Here is a 21,492-nt window from a genome sequence, read left to right on the forward strand (position 1 = left end):
TCGAATACCACAGGCATGGCAATTTCCGATTTATCTGCCTATGGTTGATTATTGATCAAGATGTTCGCTTGACGCAGAGTGCCTGCGGCAAGATCGCATCTGACGCCTCTTGCCCCATCAGCCTTGCTGCCCGCAGGCCCCTTGTTAAAGAACCGTCCGGCCATCCGACACAGGCGCCGGACATCCCATGGAGGTCCCGACCGTCATGACCGGAACTTTCCAGAAGATCGCGACAGTGCTTGCCCAAAGGTTGCTCAGGCCGACGGCCCTGACCGTTGTGATCGTCACCATGGTCATGTCCGGCCTGTGGATCGCTGCGGAAAAGCGCAACCGGATGTTTCATTCCCAACAATTGCGGATCAATGTCATCAATGACCTGACGTTGCTGCGCACGCGGATTGAAGGCGAGGTGACGGGCAATGTGCAACTGATCCGTGGTCTGATCGCCACGCTGATCACGGAACCGGACATGAAACAGGCCCGTTTCGCCGAGATCGCCAAGGGGCTGATCGGGGAAAATTCGGCAATCCGCAATGTCGCCGCGGCGCCCGACATGATCATCAGAATGGTCTATCCGCTGGCCGGGAACGAGGCCTCGCTTGGGCTCAACTACCTCGAGATCGCGGCACAGCGCAGAGCTGCGGTTCAGGCGCGTGATACGGGCGAGATGGTCTTTGCCGGCCCCGTCGCCCTGGTCCAGGGGGGCACAGGTTTCATCGGCCGGTTTCCCGTGATGATCCCGGACGCCAATGGTGGCCGTTTCTGGGGCCTTGTCTCGACCGTGATCAGTGACGATACGCTCTATCGGGCTGCCGGATTGCTGCAACCCGATCTGCCGATGCGGATCGCCCTGTCGGGACGCGATGGCGCGGGGTCTGCCAACGATGTCTTCTTCGGCGATCCCGCGGTCCTGTCCGCCGATCCGGTCACGCTGGACGTGCTGCTGCCCAGTGGACAATGGCGGCTTTCGGCGGTTCCCGTCGCGGGCTGGGACATGAGCCCGCCGACAACGCCAATCCTGCGGGCGGTCATGCTGGCCGCATGGTTGCTGCTGCTGCTGCCAAGCGTTCTGATGGGGCGGCTGATCGAAGATCGGCAGGCCAGCATCCGGGACCTCGAGACATCGAACAATGCGCTGAACAATCGCATGGCCGAACTTGAAAAGGCACGCCAGGAACAGAACCGGACCGAGGCAAAGCTGCGCGAAAGTCTGCAGGCACAGGAACAGATCAACGCCCGTTTCGCGGAAGTGTCGGACATCAGCGGCTCGTGGGTCTGGGAGCAGGATGCCGATCTGCGCTTCACGCATGTTTCGCCGGGCTACACCAAGCTGACAGGCTATGACGCCTCGATCCTGCTGGGCCGGACACGCGACCAGCAGCGTGCCATGCTGCCGCGGGCGTTCGGCCAGGCCGATTGGGAGGGGCTGGCCCAAAAGATCGCGGCGCGCGAGCCCTTCAGCGAGTTCAACTTCGGTTTCCGGGCCAGGGATGGGCGGGAGTTGTGGCTGATGATCAGCGGCACGCCGTCCTTCGACAGCAACGGCCGCTTTCTGGGGTACCGCGGGGCAGGCACGGATGTGACCAGCATTCATGCGGCGACCCTGGCCGCGCAGGAGGCCAACCGCACCAAGTCCATGTTCCTTGCCAACATGAGCCACGAGATCCGCACTCCGATGAACGGCATCCTGGGCATGGCGGAAATGCTGGAACGCACGCTGACCCTGGACAATCAGAAAAGAATGATCGGCGTGATCCGCAACAGCGGCGAGGCGCTTCTGGCCATCCTGAACGACATTCTGGATCTGTCCAAGATCGAAGCGGGCAAGCTGACGCTGGAAAACATCCCCTTTCGTCCCGATGAGATCGCGAACCGGATCGAAACCCTGCACCGGCCAAGGGCGCAGGAGAAAGGGCTGCGCCTGGAGGTCTTTACCGACAGCCGCGCCCGCAAGCCGCGCCTGGGTGATCCGCATCGCGTGGCCCAGATCCTGCACAACCTGATCAGCAATGCGATCAAGTTCACCGACAGCGGAAAGGTCTCGGTCTGGATCACGGTGCTGGCAGGGGGCGATATCCGCATCGAGGTGATCGACACCGGCATCGGCATGTCGACGGCGCAGCAAGAACGGATCTTCGATGAATTCGTGCAGGCGGACGGGTCGGTGACGCGCCGCTTCGGGGGAACAGGTCTTGGAATGTCCATCGTGCGCCGCCTTGTGGGGATGATGGATGGCCAGCTTGAACTTGCATCCGAAGAAGGCAAGGGCACGACCTTCATCGTGACGCTGCCGCTGCCCGAAGTCGAACAGTTGGCCAAGCCTGCCCAGCCCAGCCCGGCGGAAGGGCCAAGGGCGCAGCCCCAGGTCAATCTGACCGGGCTGCAAATTCTGGCCGCCGACGACAATGATGTGAACCTCGAGGTGCTGGGCGCCATGCTGGCCGAGACGGGCGCCCAGATCGTTCTGGCGCGCGATGGGCAGCAGGCGGTCGACGCCTTTGCGGCGCAGGCCTTCGATCTGTTGATCCTCGACATTTCGATGCCGGTGCTTGATGGCCCCTCGGCGCTTGGGCAGATGACGGCCCTGGCCGCGCAGGACGGGCGCAAGATGCCACCCGCGATCGCCTTCACCGCCAACCTGATGCCGCATCAGATCAGCGCACATCTGCAGGCGGGCTTCGTCGATGTCGTGGCGAAACCGCTGAAGCAACGCGCGCTGCTGGATCAGATCCAGCGCATCATCGCGCCCTCACAGGCCTAGGTTGCGGCTTGGGATCAGGCCCCATGGGCGGGTGATCCGTCCTCAGGCGGCGATGCGCGGCACGAAAATGGCGCGCGCGGCATCACAACTGTAGCCTTGCACCAGATCGGTCGCGCAATCGGCAAGATCCGCGATGCTGTCGAGGATGAAATCGACCTTGGCCTCGGGCATCAGCAAGTTCAGGTTCAGGCGGGTGAAGCCCGGCTTTGCCACTTCCTGCCCCGCCAGGATGGCATCGCGCAATGCGGCCGAAGCGGTTGCATCTATGCCCAGAAGGTCGTGCACATAGGGACCCGCGCAGGCGCAGCCGCCCCGCGCCTGGATACCGTAGCGGTCACTGAGAAGGCGGGTCACAAGCTGTTGATGCACGTATCCGCCCTGCCCGTCGGACAACCGGAAGGACAGGATCGGCAAGCGGTGCGGCAGGTCCGGCCCCAGAAGATCGATGCGGGGATGATGGCGCAGGCGCGCCTCGGCCCGCGCGATCAGGTCCTCGTTGCGCGTGGCGATCGCGTCAGTTCCCATCACATCCTTGACCAGAAAAGCCAGCGCGGCGCGGATGTCGCCGATCACGTCGGGGGTGCCCGCCTCTTCGCGCGCCTCAAGCGCCTGACTGTAATCATGGCTGTGCGGTGCGACGAAACGCACGGTTCCGCCCCCCGGCCATGTGGGTGTGCTGCTGCGCACGGCATCGCGGCGCAGGATCATCACACCGGAGGCCGCTGGCCCGCCGGTGAACTTGTGTGGCGAGGTCACGATGGCGTCGATGGGGGCATCGGGGGCCGGGGTCATGTGAATGGGCAGATAAGGCCCGCCACCCGCATAGTCCCAGACCATCAGCGCACCTGCCGCCTTGACCTGCCGGGTCAGCCCTTCGACGTCGGCCAGGATCCCGGTGATGTTGGATGCGGCGGAAAAGGCGCAGATCACGCGGCCGGGGGCGGCGCGCAGGGCCGCGTCCAGAGCAACCGGATCAGGGCCACCTGCGGGGGCTTCGGGAAGCGTCACGATCTCGGCCCCGCTTTCGCGCCATGGCAGGATATTCGAATGATGCTCATAGGGGCCAAGGATGACGCGAACGGGTGTGGCGGAGTCATCCGCACCCAGCAGCCGGACAAGGCGGTTGATCCCCGCCGTGGCACCGGCACCGCAGAAGATCACGGCGTGTTCGGGCCCTGCCCCGCACAGCCGCGCGATGGTGGTGCGCGCCTGGGCCCGCAGGCGGGTCATGCGGCTGCCGCAGAATGATGCCTCTGTGTGGCTGTTGGCGTAGAAGGGCAGAACCTGTTCCAGAACGAAGCGTTCCACCTGCATCAGCGCCCGCCCCGAGGCGGTATAGTCGGCATAGACCAGCGGTTTCGGGCCAAAAGGGCCGTCGATCATCACACCCTCGCCGATCAGCCCGGCGCGCAGGTCGCCCAGCCTGTCGGAGGTCATCAGCGATGCCCGGAAATCATCCAGCGGCCCTGTTGTCTTGGCTGTCATGTCGCGCCTCGTCCCTTCTGTTCGCTGACTGGACAATAGTGCAGCCGTGACCATGATTTTTCCCAAATTCATGGCTTCTACATCGATATTTTGTGTCATATGATCGATTTCATGGGCCGAATTGATGATATTGATCTGAAAATCCTGACCTGCCTGCAAAAGGATGCCTCGCTCTCGCAGCGGGAGCTGGCGGATCAGGTGGGGCTGTCGCAGAATGCCTGCTGGCGGCGGATGCAGCGGATGCAAGCCGCGGGATTGATCAGCGCAAGCCGGGTCACCGTGGACCTGTCACGGCTGGGCATGGATCTGACGGTCTTCGTGATGATCCGCACCTCCCATCATTCCAGGGACTGGGCCGAGGTCTTTGCCCGCCATGTCAAAAGCCTGCCCGAGGTGGTGGATTTCTACCGCATCGGCGGTGACTGGGATTACATGCTGAAGGTCGTTTGCCGGGGCATGCGCGGCTATGACCAGTTCTATCAGCGGCTGATCACGGGGTTCGATTTCACCACGGTCACGGGGCTTTTCTCAATGGAAGGGATCCTCGAGAACCGGCCGCGCGATCTGTTCCACTAAGGCCGATCCTCCAGCGGACGCTGAAGCAGCGCGCAGACCGCCCCCATCAGCAGCAATCCCGCCGCCGCGACAAGGCTGACGCCGATATTGCCGAAAAGATCCCCCACCAGACCCGCGCCATAGGGGCCTGCGGTCTGGGCCACGGCGAAAACCACCGTGAACAGGCTGATCGCACGCCCCCAAGCCTCGGGCGGGAGGTTCTTGCGGGTGAAATTCGTGACGGCACCGGGTGCCATGAAGACCGAGAGGCCAAAGATCACCGCCGAAATCAGCAGGACCGGCCCCTTGGGCAGCAGCACCGGCAAGGCCGATCCGATGGCAATGCCGGTCAGGATCAACGCCAGCGGCAGGCCCGAGGCATGGCGTGCCAGCACGGGCCGCCAGACCAGGGGCGACAGGCAGATGCTGGTGCCCAGCACCACCCAGACCAGCGCCATGAACGGCGCGCTGGCCGCCTGTTCGGTCATCCATGCCGACAGGAAGGTCAGGTAGACGATATAGCCCAGCCCGAAACCCGCATAGCCCGCCAGTTCCGGCAGCATGCGGCGGATCGGCAAAGGCAGGGGCTTGCCCTGTTTCTGCACCGGCGCGCGCAGCTGGAACGCGGCCCATAAGCCAAGGGGCACAAAGGACAGGCTGATCGCACCGATCACGATCCAGCCAAGCGGCCATGACGCCGGACCCCATGCATCCAGCATCAGGGGCAGCGCCGCGCCGGCCAGCACGATGCCAAGCCCGCCGCCCGATCCGAAGAGGATGGCGATGGCCAGGGCATTGCGGCGCGGATCGCCCTGGAACAGGCCCGCCGCCAGCGTGCCGGCGGTCGAAAAGGACATCGCGCCGACCACACCGGCCACGATGCGCCACATCGTCTGCCACCACAGCGCCGCGTGCAGGCCGGTTGCCAGCAGGGCAAGGGTGGTGGCCACCAGCCCGATCGCGAAAAGCCGTGTCGGCGGAATGTGACGGATCAGGATCATCGTCAGAACAGCGCCCAGGATATAGCCCAGCGCATTGGCCGTATTCAGCCAGCCCGCCTGCGCATAGGTCCAGGCCATTTCCGATTTCATCGCCGGCAGAATCAGCCCGTAGGCGAATCGGGCAAAGCCGTTCGTGACCGTCACGCCCAGCGCGAGGCCCGTCAGCACCAGCCATGGCCGAGTCGCCCCCCCGTTCATGCGGTGGTCGCGGATGGATATGTGACAGGCTTCGACATGACTGGCCCTTGTTACCCGGATCACCCCTTGCGGGATGTCCTGGCGGCACGCTGTCAATGAAACAAGGGCGATGCAAGCCCTGTTGCGTGATTGACGACGGTCTTCCGAAGGTCGGGCACGCGGGCGTTGTCACAAAACTTTTACATAACTTTCATATCAGGTTTAGGAACGAGGCATAGCTGCGGTGCCAGATCGCCACGGATGGTGGTCATGAAAAACCGCAAACAGGAGACATCTCATGTCATTTGCAAAACTCGCCGCATCGGCAGTCGTTCTGGCGGCAGCCTCTGCCACGGCGGCCTCGGCCCGCGACAACGTGCAGATCACCGGTTCTTCGACCGTGCTGCCCTATTCGACCATCGTTGCCGAAGCCTTTGGCGAGAACTTCGATTTCCCGACCCCGGTCGTGGAAGGCGGCGGTTCGGGCGCAGGCCGCGCCAAGATGTGCGAAGGCGTGGGCACCAATACCGTCGACATCGCCAACTCGTCCTCGCGTATCTCGCAGAAGGATCTGGACACCTGCGCCGCCAATGGCGTGACCGAGGTGATGGAAGTCCGCATCGGCTATGACGGCATCGTCTTTGCCTCGGATGTGAACGGCCCCGAGTTCGCCTTTACCCCGGCTGACGTCTTCAACGCCCTGGGCGCCCAAGTCGCCAAGGACGGCGCCATCGTCGCCAACCCGCACACCCAGTGGTCGGATTTCAACAGCGCCCTGCCCGCACAGGAAATCCTGGTCCTGTCCCCCGGCACCAAGCACGGCACCCGCGAAGTGTTCGACGAGCGCGTGATCTACGAAGGCTGCAAGGCCACCGGCGCCTATGACCTGTTCCTAGCCGTTGCCGAAGGTGCGGACGACCGCGCCAAGTCGCGCGCCGCGAAGGGCGAATGCACCAAGCTGCGCACCGATGGCCGCAACGTGGACATCGACGGTGACTACACCGAGACCCTGGCCCGCCTGGAAGCCGACAAGAAAGCCATCGGCGTCTTCGGTCTGTCGTTCTACCAGAACAACACCGACAAGCTGCGCGTCGGCACCATGAACGGCATCGTTCCTTCGACCGAATCCATCGCGTCGGGTGAATATCCGGTGTCGCGTCCGCTGTACTTCTACGTCAAGCTGGCGCACCTGGACGTGATCCCCGGCCTGCAGGAATACATCGAGTTCTTCGTGTCCGATGACATGGCAGGCCCCGATGGCCCGCTGGCAGAGTATGGCCTGGTGTCCGACCCCGAGCTGGCCGCGACGCAGGAAATGGTTGCCAACCGCACGCCGATGGCGCCGCTGAACTGATCTGACCAACACACCGCTCTCCGGCTTGACGGCCGGGGGGCGGCACTCTTCCGAAAAATACTGTCGGGAAACACCATGTCCGTCTTCTTGCTGATCATCGTGCTTGGTGTTCTCGCCATCGCCGGTTTCGTTCTAGGGCGCGGACGCGCCCTTGCTTCCGTTGAGGGCAATACACGTCGTCTGCACTCTCTGCCCGGCTATTACGCCTGGCACGGGGCCATCATGGCCTTTCTGCCCGCGATGGCCGTCCTGACGCTCTGGCTGATCGCGCAGCCCCTGGTGATCGAGCGGCAACTGTCCGACTACTTTCCCGCCGAACAATTCGAGAATGACAGCCAGCGCATCCTGCTGATGGCCGATGTGCGCCGCGTCGCCGAAGGGCTGGACGTGGCCGTGGCCGCAGGCGCGCTGACCCCGCAAGATGCCGAGACGATCACCGTGGCCGACGGATCCGTTCGCGAGCGTCTTGGCGCCGTGGGCGTGGCCCTGGGCGCCGAGGTGACGCCCGAGGTGCTGGACGCCGCGCAAAGCTATCGTGCGCTGGCATCGACCGGCGCGCTGGCGCGCGCGATCGTGACACTGATCGTGGCGCTGGCCGGTCTGGCCTATGCGTTGCGGATCACCAATGGCGAATTCCGCGCCCGCAACCGGGTGGAAGCCGTGATTCAGGGTGTTCTGATCCTGGCCTCGACCATCGCGATCCTGACCACAGTGGGCATCGTGATGTCGATGCTGTCGGAAACGATCCGCTTTTCGTCGATGTATCCCTTCAAGGATTTCCTGTTCGGCCTGACCTGGCAGCCCAGCTTCCAGGGCAACAGCGAACTGGGTCTGATCCCGCTGCTGTGGGGCACGCTCTACATCAGTCTTGTCGCGATGATCGTGGCGGTGCCCACGGGCCTGTTCACCGCGATCTACCTTGCCGAATATGCCAGCCCGCGCGTGCGGTCGATCGTCAAGCCGCTGATCGAGGTGATCGCGGGCATTCCCACGGTGGTCTTCGGCCTGTTCGCCCTGGTCACCGTCGGACCCTTCCTGCGCGACTGGTTCGCGGTCCCTACCGGTCTTGGCTCGTCCGGGTCCTCGGTGATGACAGCGGGCCTTGTGATCGGGGTTCTGAACATTCCCTTCATTTCGTCGCTGGCCGATGACATCATCAACGCCGTGCCGCAATCGCTGCGCGACGGATCCTACGGGCTGGGCGCCACCAAGTCGGAAACCGTGCGCCAGGTGATCCTGCCCGCCGCGCTGCCCGGCATCGTGGGTGCCATCCTGCTGGCCGCCAGCCGCGCCATCGGCGAGACGATGATCGTGACCATGGGCGCGGGTGCCGCAGCCAAGCTGGACATGAACCCGTTCGAGGCGATGACGACGATCACCGTCAAGATCGTCAGCCAGTTGACGGGGGATACCGAATTCAACTCGCCCGAGACGCTTGTCGCCTTTGCGCTTGGCATGACGCTGTTCGTGATCACGCTGGGCCTGAACATCTTCGCCCTCTGGGTCGTGCGCAAATACCGGGAGCAATACGAATGACCGACGCCACATCTTCGCAGGTTCCGGCCGCCACACCCGCACCGGCGCGATCCTCCCTGCTGACGCAAAGCGCGCTGATGAAGAAGCGCAACGCGGCAGAAGCGCGGTTCAAGGCCTATGGCGTGGCCGCGATCTGTGTCAGCCTGTCGGTCCTGGCAATCATGCTGTGGACGATCTTTTCGGACGGTGTGTCGGCCTTCAAGCAGGCCAGCCTGACCTTTCCCGTGACGCTGGATGCCGACGCGCTGGACCCGAAGGGCAACCGCGACCGGGCCGAGATGATGCGTGTGACCACGATCGGTTATACCAAGCTGTTGAACGCGCAACTTCTGGCCCACCTGGAAACGCGCGGCATTTCCACCGAAGGTGTCACCGACAAGGATGTGGCCGCCTTCATTTCGCGCGACACACCGGCACGGCTGCGCGACATGGTTCTGGAAAGCCCCGAACTGCTGGGCCAGACGATCACGGTGAGCGGTTTTGCGACCGGGCGGATCGACGGCTACCTGAAGGGGCGGGTCACACGCGACACGGCCGAGCGCGATACGAATATCTCGGTCGCGCAGCTGGATCTGGCCGACCGCATGCAGGACGAAGGCATCCTGACCACCAAGTTCAACTGGGGTTTCCTGACCAACCCCGACGCCTCGGACCAGCGGCCGGAAGCGGCCGGCCTGGGCGTGGCGCTGATCGGATCGGCCTACATGATGGCGCTGGTCGTCGTCATGGTGTTGCCCCTTGGCGTGGCCGCGTCGATCTATCTTGAGGAATTCGCCCCCCGGAACCGCTGGACCGACCTGATCGAGGTGAACATCTCGAACCTGGCGGCCGTGCCCTCGATCGTCTACGGGATCCTGGGCCTTGCGATCTTCATCAACTTCGCCAAGTTCCCGCAATCCTCGCCCCTGGTAGGTGCACTGGTGCTGACGCTGATGACCCTTCCCACGATCATCATCGCCACCCGCGCCGCGATCCGCGCCGTGCCGCCGTCGATCCGCGATGCGGCGCTGGGTGTGGGCGCATCCAAGATGCAGACGGTGTTTCACCACGTGCTGCCGCTGGCCGCACCCGGCATCCTGACAGGCACGATCCTTGGCCTGGCCTCGGCGCTGGGGGAAACCGCGCCACTGCTGCTGATCGGGATGGTCGCCTTTGTCGCCAACTACCCGGCCGGTCCGCTGGATGGTGGCGTGCTGGACCCGGCGACCGCCCTGCCCGTGCAGGTCTATTCCTGGGCCTCGCGGTCCGACCCCGCCTTCATCGAACGGTCTGCGGGCGCGATCATCGTGCTGCTGGCCTTCCTTGTGACGATGAACATCATCGCGATCATCCTGCGCCGCCGGTTCGAGCGCCGCTGGTAACACGTGGACAAGGATGCAAGACATGTATGACGCGCCCAATCTGGAGACGAGAGTGACCCAAACGAACACGAAAATCACCGCACGCGGCGTGCAGGTCTTTTACGGCGAAAAGCAGGCGCTTCAGGATGTTGATGTCGATATCCTGGACAATACGGTGACCGCATTCATCGGGCCGTCGGGCTGTGGCAAGTCCACCTTCCTGCGCTGCCTGAACCGGATGAACGATACCATCTCGAACGCAAGGGTCGAGGGTGAGATCCTGCTGGACGGCGAGAACATCTATGACAAGCGCGTTGATCCGGTGCAGCTGCGCGCCAAGGTCGGCATGGTCTTTCAGAAGCCCAACCCCTTCCCCAAGTCGATCTATGACAACGTCGCTTACGGCCCCAAGATCCACGGGCTGACACGGTCCAAGGCCGAACTGGACGAGATCGTGGAAAGCAGCCTGCGCAAGGCCGCGCTGTGGAAAGAGGTCAAGGACCGCCTGGGCGAGCCGGGAACCGGCCTGTCCGGCGGCCAGCAGCAGCGGCTTTGCATCGCGCGCGCCGTTGCCACGGCACCCGAGGTGCTGTTGATGGACGAACCCTGTTCGGCCCTTGACCCGATCGCCACGGCACAGGTCGAAGAGCTGATCGACGAATTGCGCGCCAGCTTTTCGGTCGTGATCGTGACCCACTCGATGCAGCAGGCCGCCCGCGTCAGCCAGAAGACGGCGTTTTTCCATCTGGGCAACCTGGTCGAATATGGCGACACCAGCCACATCTTCACCAACCCCAGCGATCCGCGCACCGAAAGCTATATCACCGGCCGTATCGGCTGATTTCGCGCCCCCATTGAACAGGAAGACAGATTTACATGTCCGACAGCACGCAACATATCGCCTCGGCCTTCGACCGCGACCTGGAAGGTATCCAGGGCCAGATCATGAAGATGGGCGGTCTGGTCGAGGCCGCGATCCTGGACGCCGCGCAATCGCTGGCCGACCGTGACGAGGAACTGGCCGAAAAGGTTCGTGCCGGCGACAAGGCCATCGACGAGCTGGAAGAGCTGATCAACGATACAGCCGCGCGCGTGATCGCCTTGCGCGCGCCCACCGCGATCGACCTGCGCGTGGTGTTGTCTGTCATGAAAATCAGCGCCAACCTCGAGCGGATCGGCGACTATGCCAAGAACATGGCCAAGCGCACATCGGTCCTGGTGCAGATGAGCCCGATCAACGGCAGCCATGCCGCGCTGCGCCGCATGGCGCGCGAGGTGCAGATGATGCTGAAGGATGCGCTGGACGCCTATATCCAGCGCGATGCCGAACTGGCGCTGGACGTGATCCAGCGCGACCGCGACGTGGACCAGATGTACAACGCCCTGTTCCGCGAATTCCTGACTTTCATGATGGAAGACCCGCGCAACATCACCGCCTGCATGCATCTGCATTTCATTGCCAAGAACACCGAACGCATGGGCGATCACGTGACCTCGATCGCCGAGCAGGTCGTGTACCTGGTGACCGGCGAGATGCCGGACGACCAACGGCCCAAGGGTGACAACGTGTCGTTCGACATGCCGGATTCGAAGGATTGAGACGATGGCCGCCGATCAACCCACCGTTCTGATCGTCGAGGATGAAGCCGCCCAGCGCGAGGTGCTTGCCTACAACCTCGAAGCCGAGGGGTTTCGCGTCAGCCGCGCCGAGAATGGCGAGGAAGCCTTGCTGCTGGTGGCCGAGGATGCGCCCGACCTTATCGTTCTGGACTGGATGCTGCCCAATGTCTCGGGGATCGAGGTGTGCCGCCAGCTGAAGATGCGCGCCGATACGCGCAAGGTGCCGGTGATCATGCTGTCGGCCCGGTCCGAGGAAGTGGACAAGGTGCGCGGTCTGGAAACCGGGGCGGATGACTATGTGATCAAGCCCTATTCCGTGGTCGAGCTGATGGCGCGGGTGCGCGCACAGCTGCGCCGGACACGCCCCGCCAGCGTAGGCGGACGGCTGGAATACGAAGATATCGTGCTGGACAGCGAAACCCACCGCGTCAGTCGCGACGGCAAGCCGCTGAAACTGGGCCCGACCGAATTCAGGCTGCTGTCCACCTTCATGGAAAAGCCGGGCCGCGTCTGGAGCCGCGACCAGTTGCTGGACCGGGTCTGGGGGCGCGACATCTATATCGACACCCGCACGGTCGACGTGCATATCGGTCGGCTGCGCAAGGCGCTGACCCTGCATGGCGGCAGCGATCCCTTGCGCACCGTGCGCGGTGCAGGTTACGCGCTGGGGTGATCCGGTCGCGGAACCGACCCTGCGCAGGCAAAAGGGGCCCGGTTGCACGGGCCCCTTTTCCTTTTCGGGCAACGCCGTTGCCTTTGCAGGCAACGCCGATCAGCCGGGTTGATGCAGCGGCGCCTGTTTCAGGCTTTCCGGGCCATGGCGATCCAACCAGTCCAGCACCGGCCCCGACACGAAGAGCGAGGATGCCGTGGCAATCACCACGCCCGCGATCATCGGCCAGGCAAAACCGGCCACGGCCGGCCCACCCCAGAGCGCCATCGGCAAGAGCGCCGCAAGGGTCGTGCCCGAGGTGAAGATGCAGCGCGCCAGAACCTGGTTGAGGCTGGTGTCGATCAGGCCTTTCAGGGGCGCGCCGGGATTGTCCTTCAAATGCTCGCGCACCCGATCATAGACGACCACCTTGTCGTTCACCGAATAGCCGATCAGCGTCAGCATGGCGACGACCGTGGTCAGGTTCACCTCCCATCCCATCAGGGCGATGACCCCCAGCGTCTTGGTGACATCCAGGAACAGCACGGCAATGGCGCCCGCCGCGAAATGCCATTCGAAGCGCAGCCAGATATAGACCAGCATGGCCAGAACGGCGAGAGACAGGGCGATCAATCCCGTACCGGCCAGTTCGGAACTGATCGTGGGCCCGACAAGGTCGATCTGGTCCAGAACGGCCCCGGGAACGGCTTGGGCCACGGCTTGTGACACGGCCGCGACCGTATCCTGCCCCGCTGTTCCCTGTACCTTGATCAGGGCTTGGTTCGTATCACCAAAGGCCTGAAGGCTGACATCGCCCGGCAGGGCCTGGGCAAGGTCCGCGCGCAAGTCCGCCAAGGGCACCGGCGCATCGGACCGCAGCACGATCTGCATGCCCCCGGTGAAATCGATCCCCAGGGTCGGGCCGGGCACAACCAGCGCCGTGACCGCGCCCACGGACAAGGCCGCCGATACCGCCAAGGCCAGCCCGCCACGGCGCATGAAAGAAAAGGTGCCGGGGGCCGGCACGCGCCCGAACAGCGGCGCGATGGTCAGCCGCGCCATCTTGCGGCGGCGCACCAGCCCTTCCATCATCATGCGCATCAGCACGACGGCGGTGAACATCGAAATGATGATGCCCAGGCTCATCGTGACGGCAAAGCCGCGGATCGCGCCCGCGCCAAAGCCGAACAGCAGCAGCATCGCCAGAAGGGTGGTGATGTTGGCGTCAAGGATCGTGGCCCAGGCCCGCGCATAGCCCTGGGTCAGGGCCTTGATCCCGCTTGCCCCTTTCGCGGTTTCCTCGCGGATGCGGCTGAAGATCAGGATGTTGCTGTCCACCGCGATGCCAAGGCACAGGATGATGCCCGCGATGCCGGGCAAGGTCAGCGTGGCCCCCAGAACCCCCAGCGCGGTCAAGGTCAGCATGACGTTCAGCCCCAGCACACCGCTGGCCAGAAGGCCCCATCCCCCATAAAGCGCGGTCATGATCGCCACCACAAGCGCCAGCCCGATAGCCCCGCTGATCAACCCGGCCCGGATCGAATCCGCCCCAAGGCCTGCGCCGACGCTACGCTCCTCAACCACATCGAGCGAGGCGGGAAGCGCACCCGAACTCAGCAGGACGGCCAGCGTCTGCGCCTCGTCCACGGTAAAATTCCCGGAGATCTGACCCTTGCCGCCCAGAATTGCGGACTGGATGACGGGGGCCGTCAGGACCTCGCCATCCAGCACCACGGCAAAGCGCTGGCCGATATGGGTCGAGGTGATCTCGGCAAAGGTGATCGCGCCGGCATGGTCGAAGGCGAAGGTCACCATCGGGCGTCCGGTCTGCCGATCAAAGGCGGATGCCGCCGTATCCAGCCGGTCGCCCGACAGGGCGACGCGATCCTCGACAAGGACGGTTCCGCTGCCGTCGCGCAGGGGCAGTTCCGATACACCGGGGCCCGGATTGGGTGCCACCATCTGAAAGGTCATCTTGGCGGTCGATCCCAGCAGGGCGCGCAGATGGGCCGGGTCTTCGACGCCGGGCATCTGCACCAGGATACGGTCATCGCCCACCCGGCTGATGACGGGTTCGGACACGCCGACCTGGTCGATGCGATGCCGCACGACCTCGAGGCTGTGATCTGCCGCGTCACTGGCCGCGCGGTCCAGACCCGCTTCGGTCAGAGTCAGCGTCAGGATGCCGTCCGAAAGCTGCAGGGCGACATCCGACGGGCTGCCGGGTTGCATACCTTCCGCGACCCGGTCCTTCATGGCTTGCAGAAGCACCTCGTCGGCAGAAAGGGACAGTGTCAGCCCCGCGCCTTCGATCCTGGCCGGTTTCAGGCCAAGATCCTGCATTTCCGCGATCAGCGATTGACGCAGGTCCTGCAGGCGGGACCGGGCAAGATCCTCGCGGTTCACGGCAAGCAGAAGGTGGGCACCGCCCTGCAGGTCAAGCCCCAGGGACACGGTCTGTCCGGTTGCCCAGTCGGGCAAGGTCTGTCGAAGGGTTTGTGGAAGAAAATTGGGAATGGCCGTCGCTACCGCGAGAAGCAGCAGGACGGCATAGGTCGTGATGACCCATGCTGGTCGACGCATGTCAGGATCCTTGTAACCAGGTTGTTCAGTCTGCGAAAAATGGCGTCAGACTGCTGGTGGTCCCCTGGGCAAGGCGGTGGGAATGACGCGCCCGCACATGACCTGCGCGATCCCTTGCGGGACTGCGACGGCCAATACCGGCACAAAGACTTCGAGGGTGGCGCGCGCAGGCAGCAGCGCATCGTCGACCGTGGCCTCGGGCGTGTTGCCGCGCTGCGGGGAGGATTGCACCGCAGGTCCCATGAGACCCGCCTGCACAAGGCCCTGTGCCGCGGGTTCGGACCTCTGCCCCCGGTTTTCCGTGGCACCGGCCGCGAGCGCAGGAAAGATCAGCGCCCAGATGACCAGCAGGCGCGACAGGATCCTTCCCGGACCCGACAGATCAACAAGTCCCCTGCGCCCTTGCTTCATTGCGCGGACCAGACATAGGCGGCATAGGCCAGCAGCATCACGATGCCCACCCCGCGCCCGATCACGGGGCGCGTCAGCAGCAGCAGGGTCAGCACCAGCGAAACCGCGATCAGGATCGGCAGATCAAAGCCCAGGAAGCGCGGCGCGACGGGCACGGGCGTGATCACGGCCGTCAGGCCCAGGATGCCCAGCACGTTGAAGATATTCGACCCGACTATATTGCCGATCGCGATTTCGGATTGCCGTCGCAGGGCCGCGATCAGGGATGTCGCGAGTTCGGGCAGCGAGGTTCCGACGGCCACGATCGTCAGGCCGATGAAAGCCTCGGAAATGCCGTAGCCGCGTGCGATGGACACGGCACCATCCACCAGAAAGCGCGCGCCGACCATCAGCGCGATCAGGCCACCGACAACCCAAAGGCCAGACACAGCGTATGACGACGGCGCGGGTTGGTCACTCTCGTCAGTCGTGGCCGCACCGGCTTGCCGATAGGCCAGGAACAGATAGGTCGCCAGACCGGCCACCAGCAGAACACCCGAAATGCGTCCTATCTCCCCCATCGCGAACAGGGGCACCAGTGCAAGGCCCGCGGCCATCATGACAGCCGTATCACGCCGCAGGGTGTCGCCCATGACCTTGATCGGCCAGACAATGGCAGACAGGCCGACGATCAGCAGGATGTTCGCGATGTTCGAGCCGATGACATTGCCCAGCGCGATCTCCGGCACACCGCGCAATGCCGCGTCGACCGAGACAAGAAGCTCAGGCGTCGAGGTTCCGAACCCCACAACGGTCAGGCCGATCAGCAGGGGCGAAATGGACATGCGCCGCGCAATGCCGACGCTGCCGCGCACAAGGGCCTCACCGCCGAAGAAAAGGCCCAGCAATCCAAGGATGATGTAAAGGTAGTCCACGCGAAGCGTCCTCTCGGACAGAGTACCTGCCCGGATGCCACACTTGTACATCACGGGCAGGACCTGCAAGGCACTTGGAAAAATAATCCTGCGCCGCGTCACGCCATCCCTTGGCGGTGGCGGCCTTGACCATCCCTGCGGGGCCGGATCGCAGCGGCGTCAGATGTTTTCCATCCGAATAGCCTCGCAGACCGCTTCGGTGACTTGCCGCGTCGTGGCCATGCCACCGACGTCCGGGGTCATGACGCCATCCGCGCAGACCTTTTCGACGGCGCGCATCAAGCGGTCCGCCGCGGCAGGCTCGCCCAGATGTTCCAGCATCTGGGCCGCCGTCCAGAAGGTTGCGACCGGGTTGGCGATACCCTTGCCGGTGATGTCGAAGGCCGATCCGTGGATCGGTTCGAACATCGAAGGGTAGCGGCGTTCGGGATCTATGTTGGCCGTCGGTGCCACGCCAAGACTGCCGGCAAGCGCCCCTGCCAGATCCGACAGGATATCGGCATGCAGGTTTGTGGCGACGATCGTATCAAGGCTGCGCGGGTTCTTGACCATGCGCACCGTCATCGCGTCGACCAGCATCTTGTCCCAGGTGACATCGGGATAATCCTTGGCGACTTCGGCGGCGATTTCATCCCACATGACCATGCCGAAACGCTGCGCGTTGGATTTCGTCACGACGGCCAGCAGCTTGCGCGGCCGCGATTGCGCCAGCTTGAACGCATATCGCATGATGCGGGTCACACCGACGCGGGTGAAGATCGACACCTCTGTGCCGACCTCTTCGGGAAGGCCCTTGTGGGCGCGTCCGCCGATCCCGGAATATTCGCCTTCCGAATTCTCGCGCACGATCACCCAGTCCAGATCGCCCGGCCCAACATCGGCAAGAGGCGAGCGGATGCCCGGCAGGATCCGGGTGGGGCGCACATTGGCGTATTGATCGAAGCCCTGGCAGATCGGCAGGCGCAAACCCCAGAGCGTGGTGTGGTCCGGCACGTCAGGTGCGCCGACCGCGCCGAAGAAGATCGCATCGAAGGCTTTCAGCCGCTCTGTCCCGTCTTCGGGCATCATGGCACCGGTCTTTTTGTAGTAATCGGAGCCCCAGTCGAAACTGGTCACATCCAGCCGGAAGCCGCCATCGCGGCGCTGCAACGCCTCCAGGGCCTGAAGGCCCGCCGCGATCACCTCGGGGCCGATCCCATCAGCCGGAATAGCCGCGATCCTGTATGTTTTCATGACGATGTCTGCCCTTCCGGTCGCTACCCGACCCTGTGAAACCCGACGAGGAAAGCGGAAGGGCGTCATCACCCCCTGCCCCCGGATGGAACCGCATCGGTTGCCCCCGCGCGATATGGCAGCACTGCTCGGACGGCGTCAATCGCAAGACCGCCTGCCTGACACGGACAGGCGGGGCCTTGCGCCGGTTCCGCCCCTCGCTTGCAGCAACGGCGCTTGCATGGTTATCCTTGCCGGGATGTTCAAAAGCCTGCTTCCGCTGACCGCCCTTTTCGTGGGATCCGCCTTTCTGCTGTTCGCAGGGGGCCTGAACGGTCTTATCCTGCCCCTGCGCGGGCAGTTCGAAGGGTTCTCGGCGATATCGCTGGGCCTTCTGGGAACAGGATGGGCCGTAGGCTACGTGGCGGGGTGTCTGCGCACCCCGGCGCTTGTTGCCAAGGTCGGACATGTCCGGGCCTTCGGCGTGATGTGCGCCATGGCCGCGATCACGGTGCTGCTGTCGCTGATCTTTCTGACGCCCTATGTCTGGGTGCCGCTGCGCGCGCTATCGGGGTTCTGTTTCGCGGGCGCGGCCATGATCGTGGAAAGCTGGCTGAACGAGCGGACGGAAAGCGCATCGCGAGGGCGCGTGTTCGGCATCTACACGATGGTCAACCTGGCCGCGACGACCTGCGGCCAGATGGTTCTGACGATGGGGGATGCGCGCGGTTTCCTGTTCTTTGTCGTGGCAGCGATCTTCTATTGCATGGCGCTGCTGCCCACGGCGCTTTCCGCAACCTCGACCCCGACGGCGCTTGTCAGTGTCTCGCTGGACCTGCGCGCGCTCTGGCGCAATTCACCGATTGCCGTCTTCGCGGTGCTGATGGTCGGCATCTCGAATTCGACCTTCGGAACACTGGCGGCGGTCTATGGGGCGCGGGTCGGGCTGAGTACCAGCGAGATCGCGCTTTTTGCCAGTATCCCGATCCTGGCCGGGGCCGCCGCACAGGTGCCGATCGGCATGCTGTCGGATCGCAAGGACCGCAGGCTGGTGCTGATCGGGACGGCGGTCGTGGCGCTTGTGGCGGATCTGGTCTTCATCTTCGGGGGCATGACGCAACCCATGTTGCTGATTGCCAATGTGGCCCTGTTCGGTGCCGCCGTCTTCGCAATGTATCCCGTCATCGTCGCTCATGCGAATGATCACGCACAGCCGGGTTCCTTCATCCAGATCAGCGGGGGCCTTTTGCTGATCTACGGGATCGGGTCCATCCTCGGCCCCACCAGTGCAGGCTTTGCCATGGCATCCTTCGGGCCACAGAGCCTGTTCATGACGACGGCCCTTGCCCATGTGCTGCTGCTGGGCTTTGCGCTTGTGCGCCTGCGGGCGCGGGCAAGCCTGCCCAGCGATGTCAAAGGGTCCTTCCAGATGTCCCCGATTGCGCGCGCCAGCACCCCCGAAACGGCAGCCCTTGCGACAGGCATTCCGACGGACGAGGGCAAGCCGGACTGATCAGCGCCACATCAGTTCGCGATGCGCAGCCCGATCAGGCGCAAGGTCCATGCCGTCAGATCCTGCAAGGCCATACCGGTGGCCTGATCGAAGCCTTGCACGATCGCAAGGGTGTCTGTCGATGCCGCCTGCGCCGTGGTCTGGATCGTCCGGCTTCCGATGACGGAAGCGTCGGATTCGCGCACAAGCCGCACCGTCATGCGCAGCCGTGTCGTCACGCCCTGCCCTGTGGGGTCCAGCTCGGCCTGAAAATCGGTCAGGTCCGAGATCAGGACGTAATCCCCTGTTCCCCCAAGTGGTCTGCGCCCCACGTAGCGCAGGGCGTTGGTATCCTCGAAGGCGCGCAGCATCAGGTTTTGCAGCATGACGGGGGCGGTATCCGTCCAGCGCGCGCCGGGCAGGTATTGCGCCTGAAAGGGACCTGGCCGGATCATGATCCGGTCGGTATCGAGCGCGCCACCCGCGGTGGGCGTCTCGATCACCAGATCGCGCCGGACACTGCCCCCTACCCGGATCGGATCGGCGGGCGCGCGCAGTTCAAAGGCTTCCAGAGGTGTTGTCGCGTCGGTCAGCGAGGACAAGGCCGAACACCCTGCAAGGCCGAGGATTGCAAGAACGGTCAAGGCCGTGCGGATCAGGGTCATCGTCTGAACTCCGGTGACTGGCGGTTGAGGAAAAAGCGGGCTGGATCACGCTGAATCTGGCGCAGGAGGTTTTCGAGATTGGCAACCAGGTTGCGCGTTTCGCGGGCAAGCTGGGCATATTGGGGCAAGCCATTGGTTGCGAAACTGCCGATCGGCGCGCCGGCATCCGCAACGATCCGCCCCAGATCGGCAAAGGTGGCATTGGCGCTTTCGGCGGCGCGGCGCAGGTCGGCGGTGATGGCGGGCAGATCGGCCGAAACGGTGGCAATCGCACCATCCAGCCGCTCCATCACCCCGCGCAGATCGGCGGTCATCGCGCCGATGTCTTCGTTGATCACCCGGTCCGCCCCGGCAAAGGCGCGTTCAGCCGCGTCCAGCGTGCGCTGCCCGCTATCAAGGGCTGCGTTGATCGCATCAAGCGTCTGGTTGGCGTTGGCAAAAGTCTCGGTGACCTGCGTCATGGCCAGCCTTGCATCATCGCTCAGGCCAGCCACCCGCCCCGCGGCGTCGCCGATCTGCTGGCCCAGGTCTGCGATCACGCGATTGGCGGTGCCGGTTGCGCTGCGGATGTCCTCGACGATCGTGGGCAGGTCGGATTGAGCAACCTTGCTGATCATGCCGACGGCGCTGTCCGCATTGGCGATCATGGTGCGCGTTTCGGCCATCAGGGCCGTGCCGTCATTCGTGATCAGGTCATCGAAGGATGTGGCCGCGGCCTCGATCTTGTCCAATGTCTCGACCAGCCGGGCAATCGTGGTTTCCGTGGCTTGCAGGGTGGTGCGCGCCTCGGTCAGGCGGGCGGTGGCTTCGGTCCCGGTCTGCGTGAAGGCGGCAAGCATCCGGCGCGTGTCATCGACAAGCACCTCGGTCTGTTCGCGCAGCAATTTCGTGGTTGCGGTTAGGTCCTGCACGATCACCGGCAAGTCGCCGGTCATGAACACCTCGGCCGCATCAAGGGCCACCCGCCCGCTGGCAAGCGCCGCATCCCCGACATCCAGCGAGGAGATCAGCCGCTGGGACAGGGCGGTGAAGGCGTCCAGCGTCGTATCCACATTGCCAAGCGTCACCTCGACCGCACCGATCACCGGCTCAAGCTGTCCGGTGAAACCGGCGATATCGACCGAGGCCCCGGCGATGGTCTGGCTGACCACGGCGAAATCGGCAAGGGCCTGGCTCAGCTCGCCCGATGACTTGGCAAGATTGTCGAGGATGTCCTGAACCTTCTGCTGGTTCTCCTCGTTCAGGATCTCGCCGATCTTCTGCATCACGGACAGGGCTTCGGCCACGATCTCGGGGGCGTCTTCGGTGATGCTTTGCAGCACTGACCGTCCCGCCGGGATTTCGGGGATGGTTTCATCGCCTCGCAGCAAGGGCGCCTGCGGATCGCCTGCGCTGATCCCGACATAGGAGACCCCCGTCACCCCCATCGATTCAATCGTGGCGATGCTGTCCGTGCGCACCGGGGTGTCGCCCGCCAGTTCCAGCCGGGCCAGAACCGTGCCGTCCAGATCGGACGACAGGCGCACATCCACCACCTGCCCCACGGGCAGCCCGGAAAACCGCACCTCAGAGGCGCGCGACAAGCCCGATACAGAGGTGAAGCGCACATCGTAATAGGCGAACTGGCGGTCCAGTTCGAACCGGGCGAACCACAACAGGAACGCCAGCAGCCCGAAGAACCCCGCGAGGGCGAAGGCCCCGATCAACACGTAATTGGCGCGTGTTTCCATGGCT

17 protein-coding genes are annotated in these 21,492 nt (G+C 64.1%); 9 read left to right on the forward strand and 8 right to left on the reverse strand.

Annotated features, from left to right (window positions below; all coding sequences use genetic code 11):
- Positions 1-187 precede the first annotated feature (187 nt).
- Complete coding sequence (locus ACMUJL_RS08450; protein WP_375569003.1) at positions 188-2,761, forward strand: ATP-binding protein; 2,574 nt, start codon at positions 188-190, stop codon at positions 2,759-2,761.
- Between the two features lie 42 nt (positions 2,762-2,803).
- Here ACMUJL_RS08450 and ACMUJL_RS08455 read toward each other — a convergent pair whose 3' ends face one another.
- Positions 2,804-4,246, reverse strand: coding sequence for an aminotransferase class V-fold PLP-dependent enzyme (locus ACMUJL_RS08455; protein WP_375569001.1), 1,443 nt, complete (start codon positions 4,244-4,246; stop codon positions 2,804-2,806).
- 111 nt (positions 4,247-4,357) lie between these two features.
- On the opposite strand from ACMUJL_RS08455, the gene ACMUJL_RS08460 reads away from it, so the two are divergent.
- Positions 4,358-4,822 (forward strand): Lrp/AsnC family transcriptional regulator, encoded by a 465-nt coding sequence (locus ACMUJL_RS08460; RefSeq protein WP_375568999.1) that lies wholly within the window; start codon positions 4,358-4,360, stop codon positions 4,820-4,822.
- Here ACMUJL_RS08460 and ACMUJL_RS08465 read toward each other — a convergent pair.
- Complete coding sequence (locus tag ACMUJL_RS08465; protein WP_375568997.1) at positions 4,819-6,000, reverse strand: YbfB/YjiJ family MFS transporter; 1,182 nt, start codon at positions 5,998-6,000, stop codon at positions 4,819-4,821. The genes ACMUJL_RS08460 and ACMUJL_RS08465 overlap by 4 nt on opposite strands.
- 277 nt (positions 6,001-6,277) lie before the next feature.
- Here ACMUJL_RS08465 and ACMUJL_RS08470 point away from each other — a divergent pair, with 277 nt between their 5' ends.
- The 6 genes from ACMUJL_RS08470 to phoB all read left to right on the forward strand — a co-directional run bounded on the left by ACMUJL_RS08470 (position 6,278) and on the right by phoB (position 12,502).
- Positions 6,278-7,333: a PstS family phosphate ABC transporter substrate-binding protein gene (locus ACMUJL_RS08470; protein WP_068291693.1), complete on the forward strand. Its 1,056-nt coding sequence runs from the start codon at positions 6,278-6,280 to the stop codon at positions 7,331-7,333.
- Between the two features lie 75 nt (positions 7,334-7,408).
- Complete coding sequence (pstC, locus tag ACMUJL_RS08475) at positions 7,409-8,869, forward strand: phosphate ABC transporter permease subunit PstC (RefSeq protein WP_068291692.1); 1,461 nt, start codon at positions 7,409-7,411, stop codon at positions 8,867-8,869.
- Positions 8,866-10,230, forward strand: a complete 1,365-nt coding sequence (gene pstA, locus ACMUJL_RS08480; RefSeq protein WP_375568994.1) for a phosphate ABC transporter permease PstA — start codon at positions 8,866-8,868, stop codon at positions 10,228-10,230. Before pstC ends, pstA begins: the two co-directional genes overlap by 4 nt.
- A gap of 22 nt (positions 10,231-10,252) precedes the next feature.
- Entirely contained in the window at positions 10,253-11,050 is a 798-nt protein-coding gene (gene pstB, locus ACMUJL_RS08485; protein WP_068291690.1) for a phosphate ABC transporter ATP-binding protein PstB, read from the forward strand.
- Between the two features lie 35 nt (positions 11,051-11,085).
- On the forward strand, positions 11,086-11,808 hold the full coding sequence (gene phoU, locus ACMUJL_RS08490; RefSeq protein ID WP_375568991.1) for a phosphate signaling complex protein PhoU: 723 nt from the start codon (positions 11,086-11,088) through the stop codon (positions 11,806-11,808).
- A gap of 4 nt (positions 11,809-11,812) precedes the next feature.
- Complete coding sequence (gene phoB / locus ACMUJL_RS08495; RefSeq protein WP_375568989.1) at positions 11,813-12,502, forward strand: phosphate regulon transcriptional regulator PhoB; 690 nt, start codon at positions 11,813-11,815, stop codon at positions 12,500-12,502.
- A 99-nt stretch (positions 12,503-12,601) separates the two neighbouring features.
- Here phoB and secD read toward each other — a convergent pair whose 3' ends face one another.
- The 4 genes from secD to ACMUJL_RS08515 all read right to left on the reverse strand — a co-directional run bounded on the left by secD (position 12,602) and on the right by ACMUJL_RS08515 (position 17,622).
- The gene (secD, locus tag ACMUJL_RS08500; protein WP_375568987.1) at positions 12,602-15,064 is read right to left on the reverse strand and encodes a protein translocase subunit SecD; all 2,463 of its coding nucleotides are present in this window, start codon (positions 15,062-15,064) and stop codon (positions 12,602-12,604) included.
- 45 nt (positions 15,065-15,109) lie between these two features.
- Entirely contained in the window at positions 15,110-15,475 is a 366-nt protein-coding gene (locus ACMUJL_RS08505) for a hypothetical protein (protein WP_068291684.1), read from the reverse strand.
- Entirely contained in the window at positions 15,472-16,389 is a 918-nt protein-coding gene (locus ACMUJL_RS08510) for a calcium/sodium antiporter (RefSeq protein WP_375568984.1), read from the reverse strand. Before ACMUJL_RS08510 ends, ACMUJL_RS08505 begins: the two co-directional genes overlap by 4 nt.
- Before the next feature lie 159 nt (positions 16,390-16,548).
- Positions 16,549-17,622, reverse strand: coding sequence for a tartrate dehydrogenase (locus ACMUJL_RS08515; protein ID WP_375568982.1), 1,074 nt, complete (start codon positions 17,620-17,622; stop codon positions 16,549-16,551).
- A 220-nt stretch (positions 17,623-17,842) separates the two neighbouring features.
- Between ACMUJL_RS08515 and ACMUJL_RS08520 the strand changes: the two genes are divergently transcribed.
- Entirely contained in the window at positions 17,843-19,114 is a 1,272-nt protein-coding gene (locus tag ACMUJL_RS08520) for an MFS transporter (protein WP_375568980.1), read from the forward strand.
- Between the two features lie 11 nt (positions 19,115-19,125).
- Here ACMUJL_RS08520 and ACMUJL_RS08525 read toward each other — a convergent pair whose 3' ends face one another.
- Both ACMUJL_RS08525 and ACMUJL_RS08530 read right to left on the reverse strand, forming a co-directional pair.
- Positions 19,126-19,758 (reverse strand): ABC-type transport auxiliary lipoprotein family protein, encoded by a 633-nt coding sequence (locus tag ACMUJL_RS08525; RefSeq protein WP_375568978.1) that lies wholly within the window; start codon positions 19,756-19,758, stop codon positions 19,126-19,128.
- The gene (locus ACMUJL_RS08530; protein WP_375568976.1) at positions 19,755-21,488 is read right to left on the reverse strand and encodes an MlaD family protein; all 1,734 of its coding nucleotides are present in this window, start codon (positions 21,486-21,488) and stop codon (positions 19,755-19,757) included. The genes ACMUJL_RS08525 and ACMUJL_RS08530 overlap by 4 nt, the downstream gene beginning before the upstream one ends.
- Positions 21,489-21,492 lie beyond the last annotated feature (4 nt).

Origin of the sequence: Seohaeicola sp., assembly GCF_048006315.1 — a bacterium.
In the GTDB taxonomy this organism is placed as follows: domain Bacteria; phylum Pseudomonadota; class Alphaproteobacteria; order Rhodobacterales; family Rhodobacteraceae; genus Seohaeicola.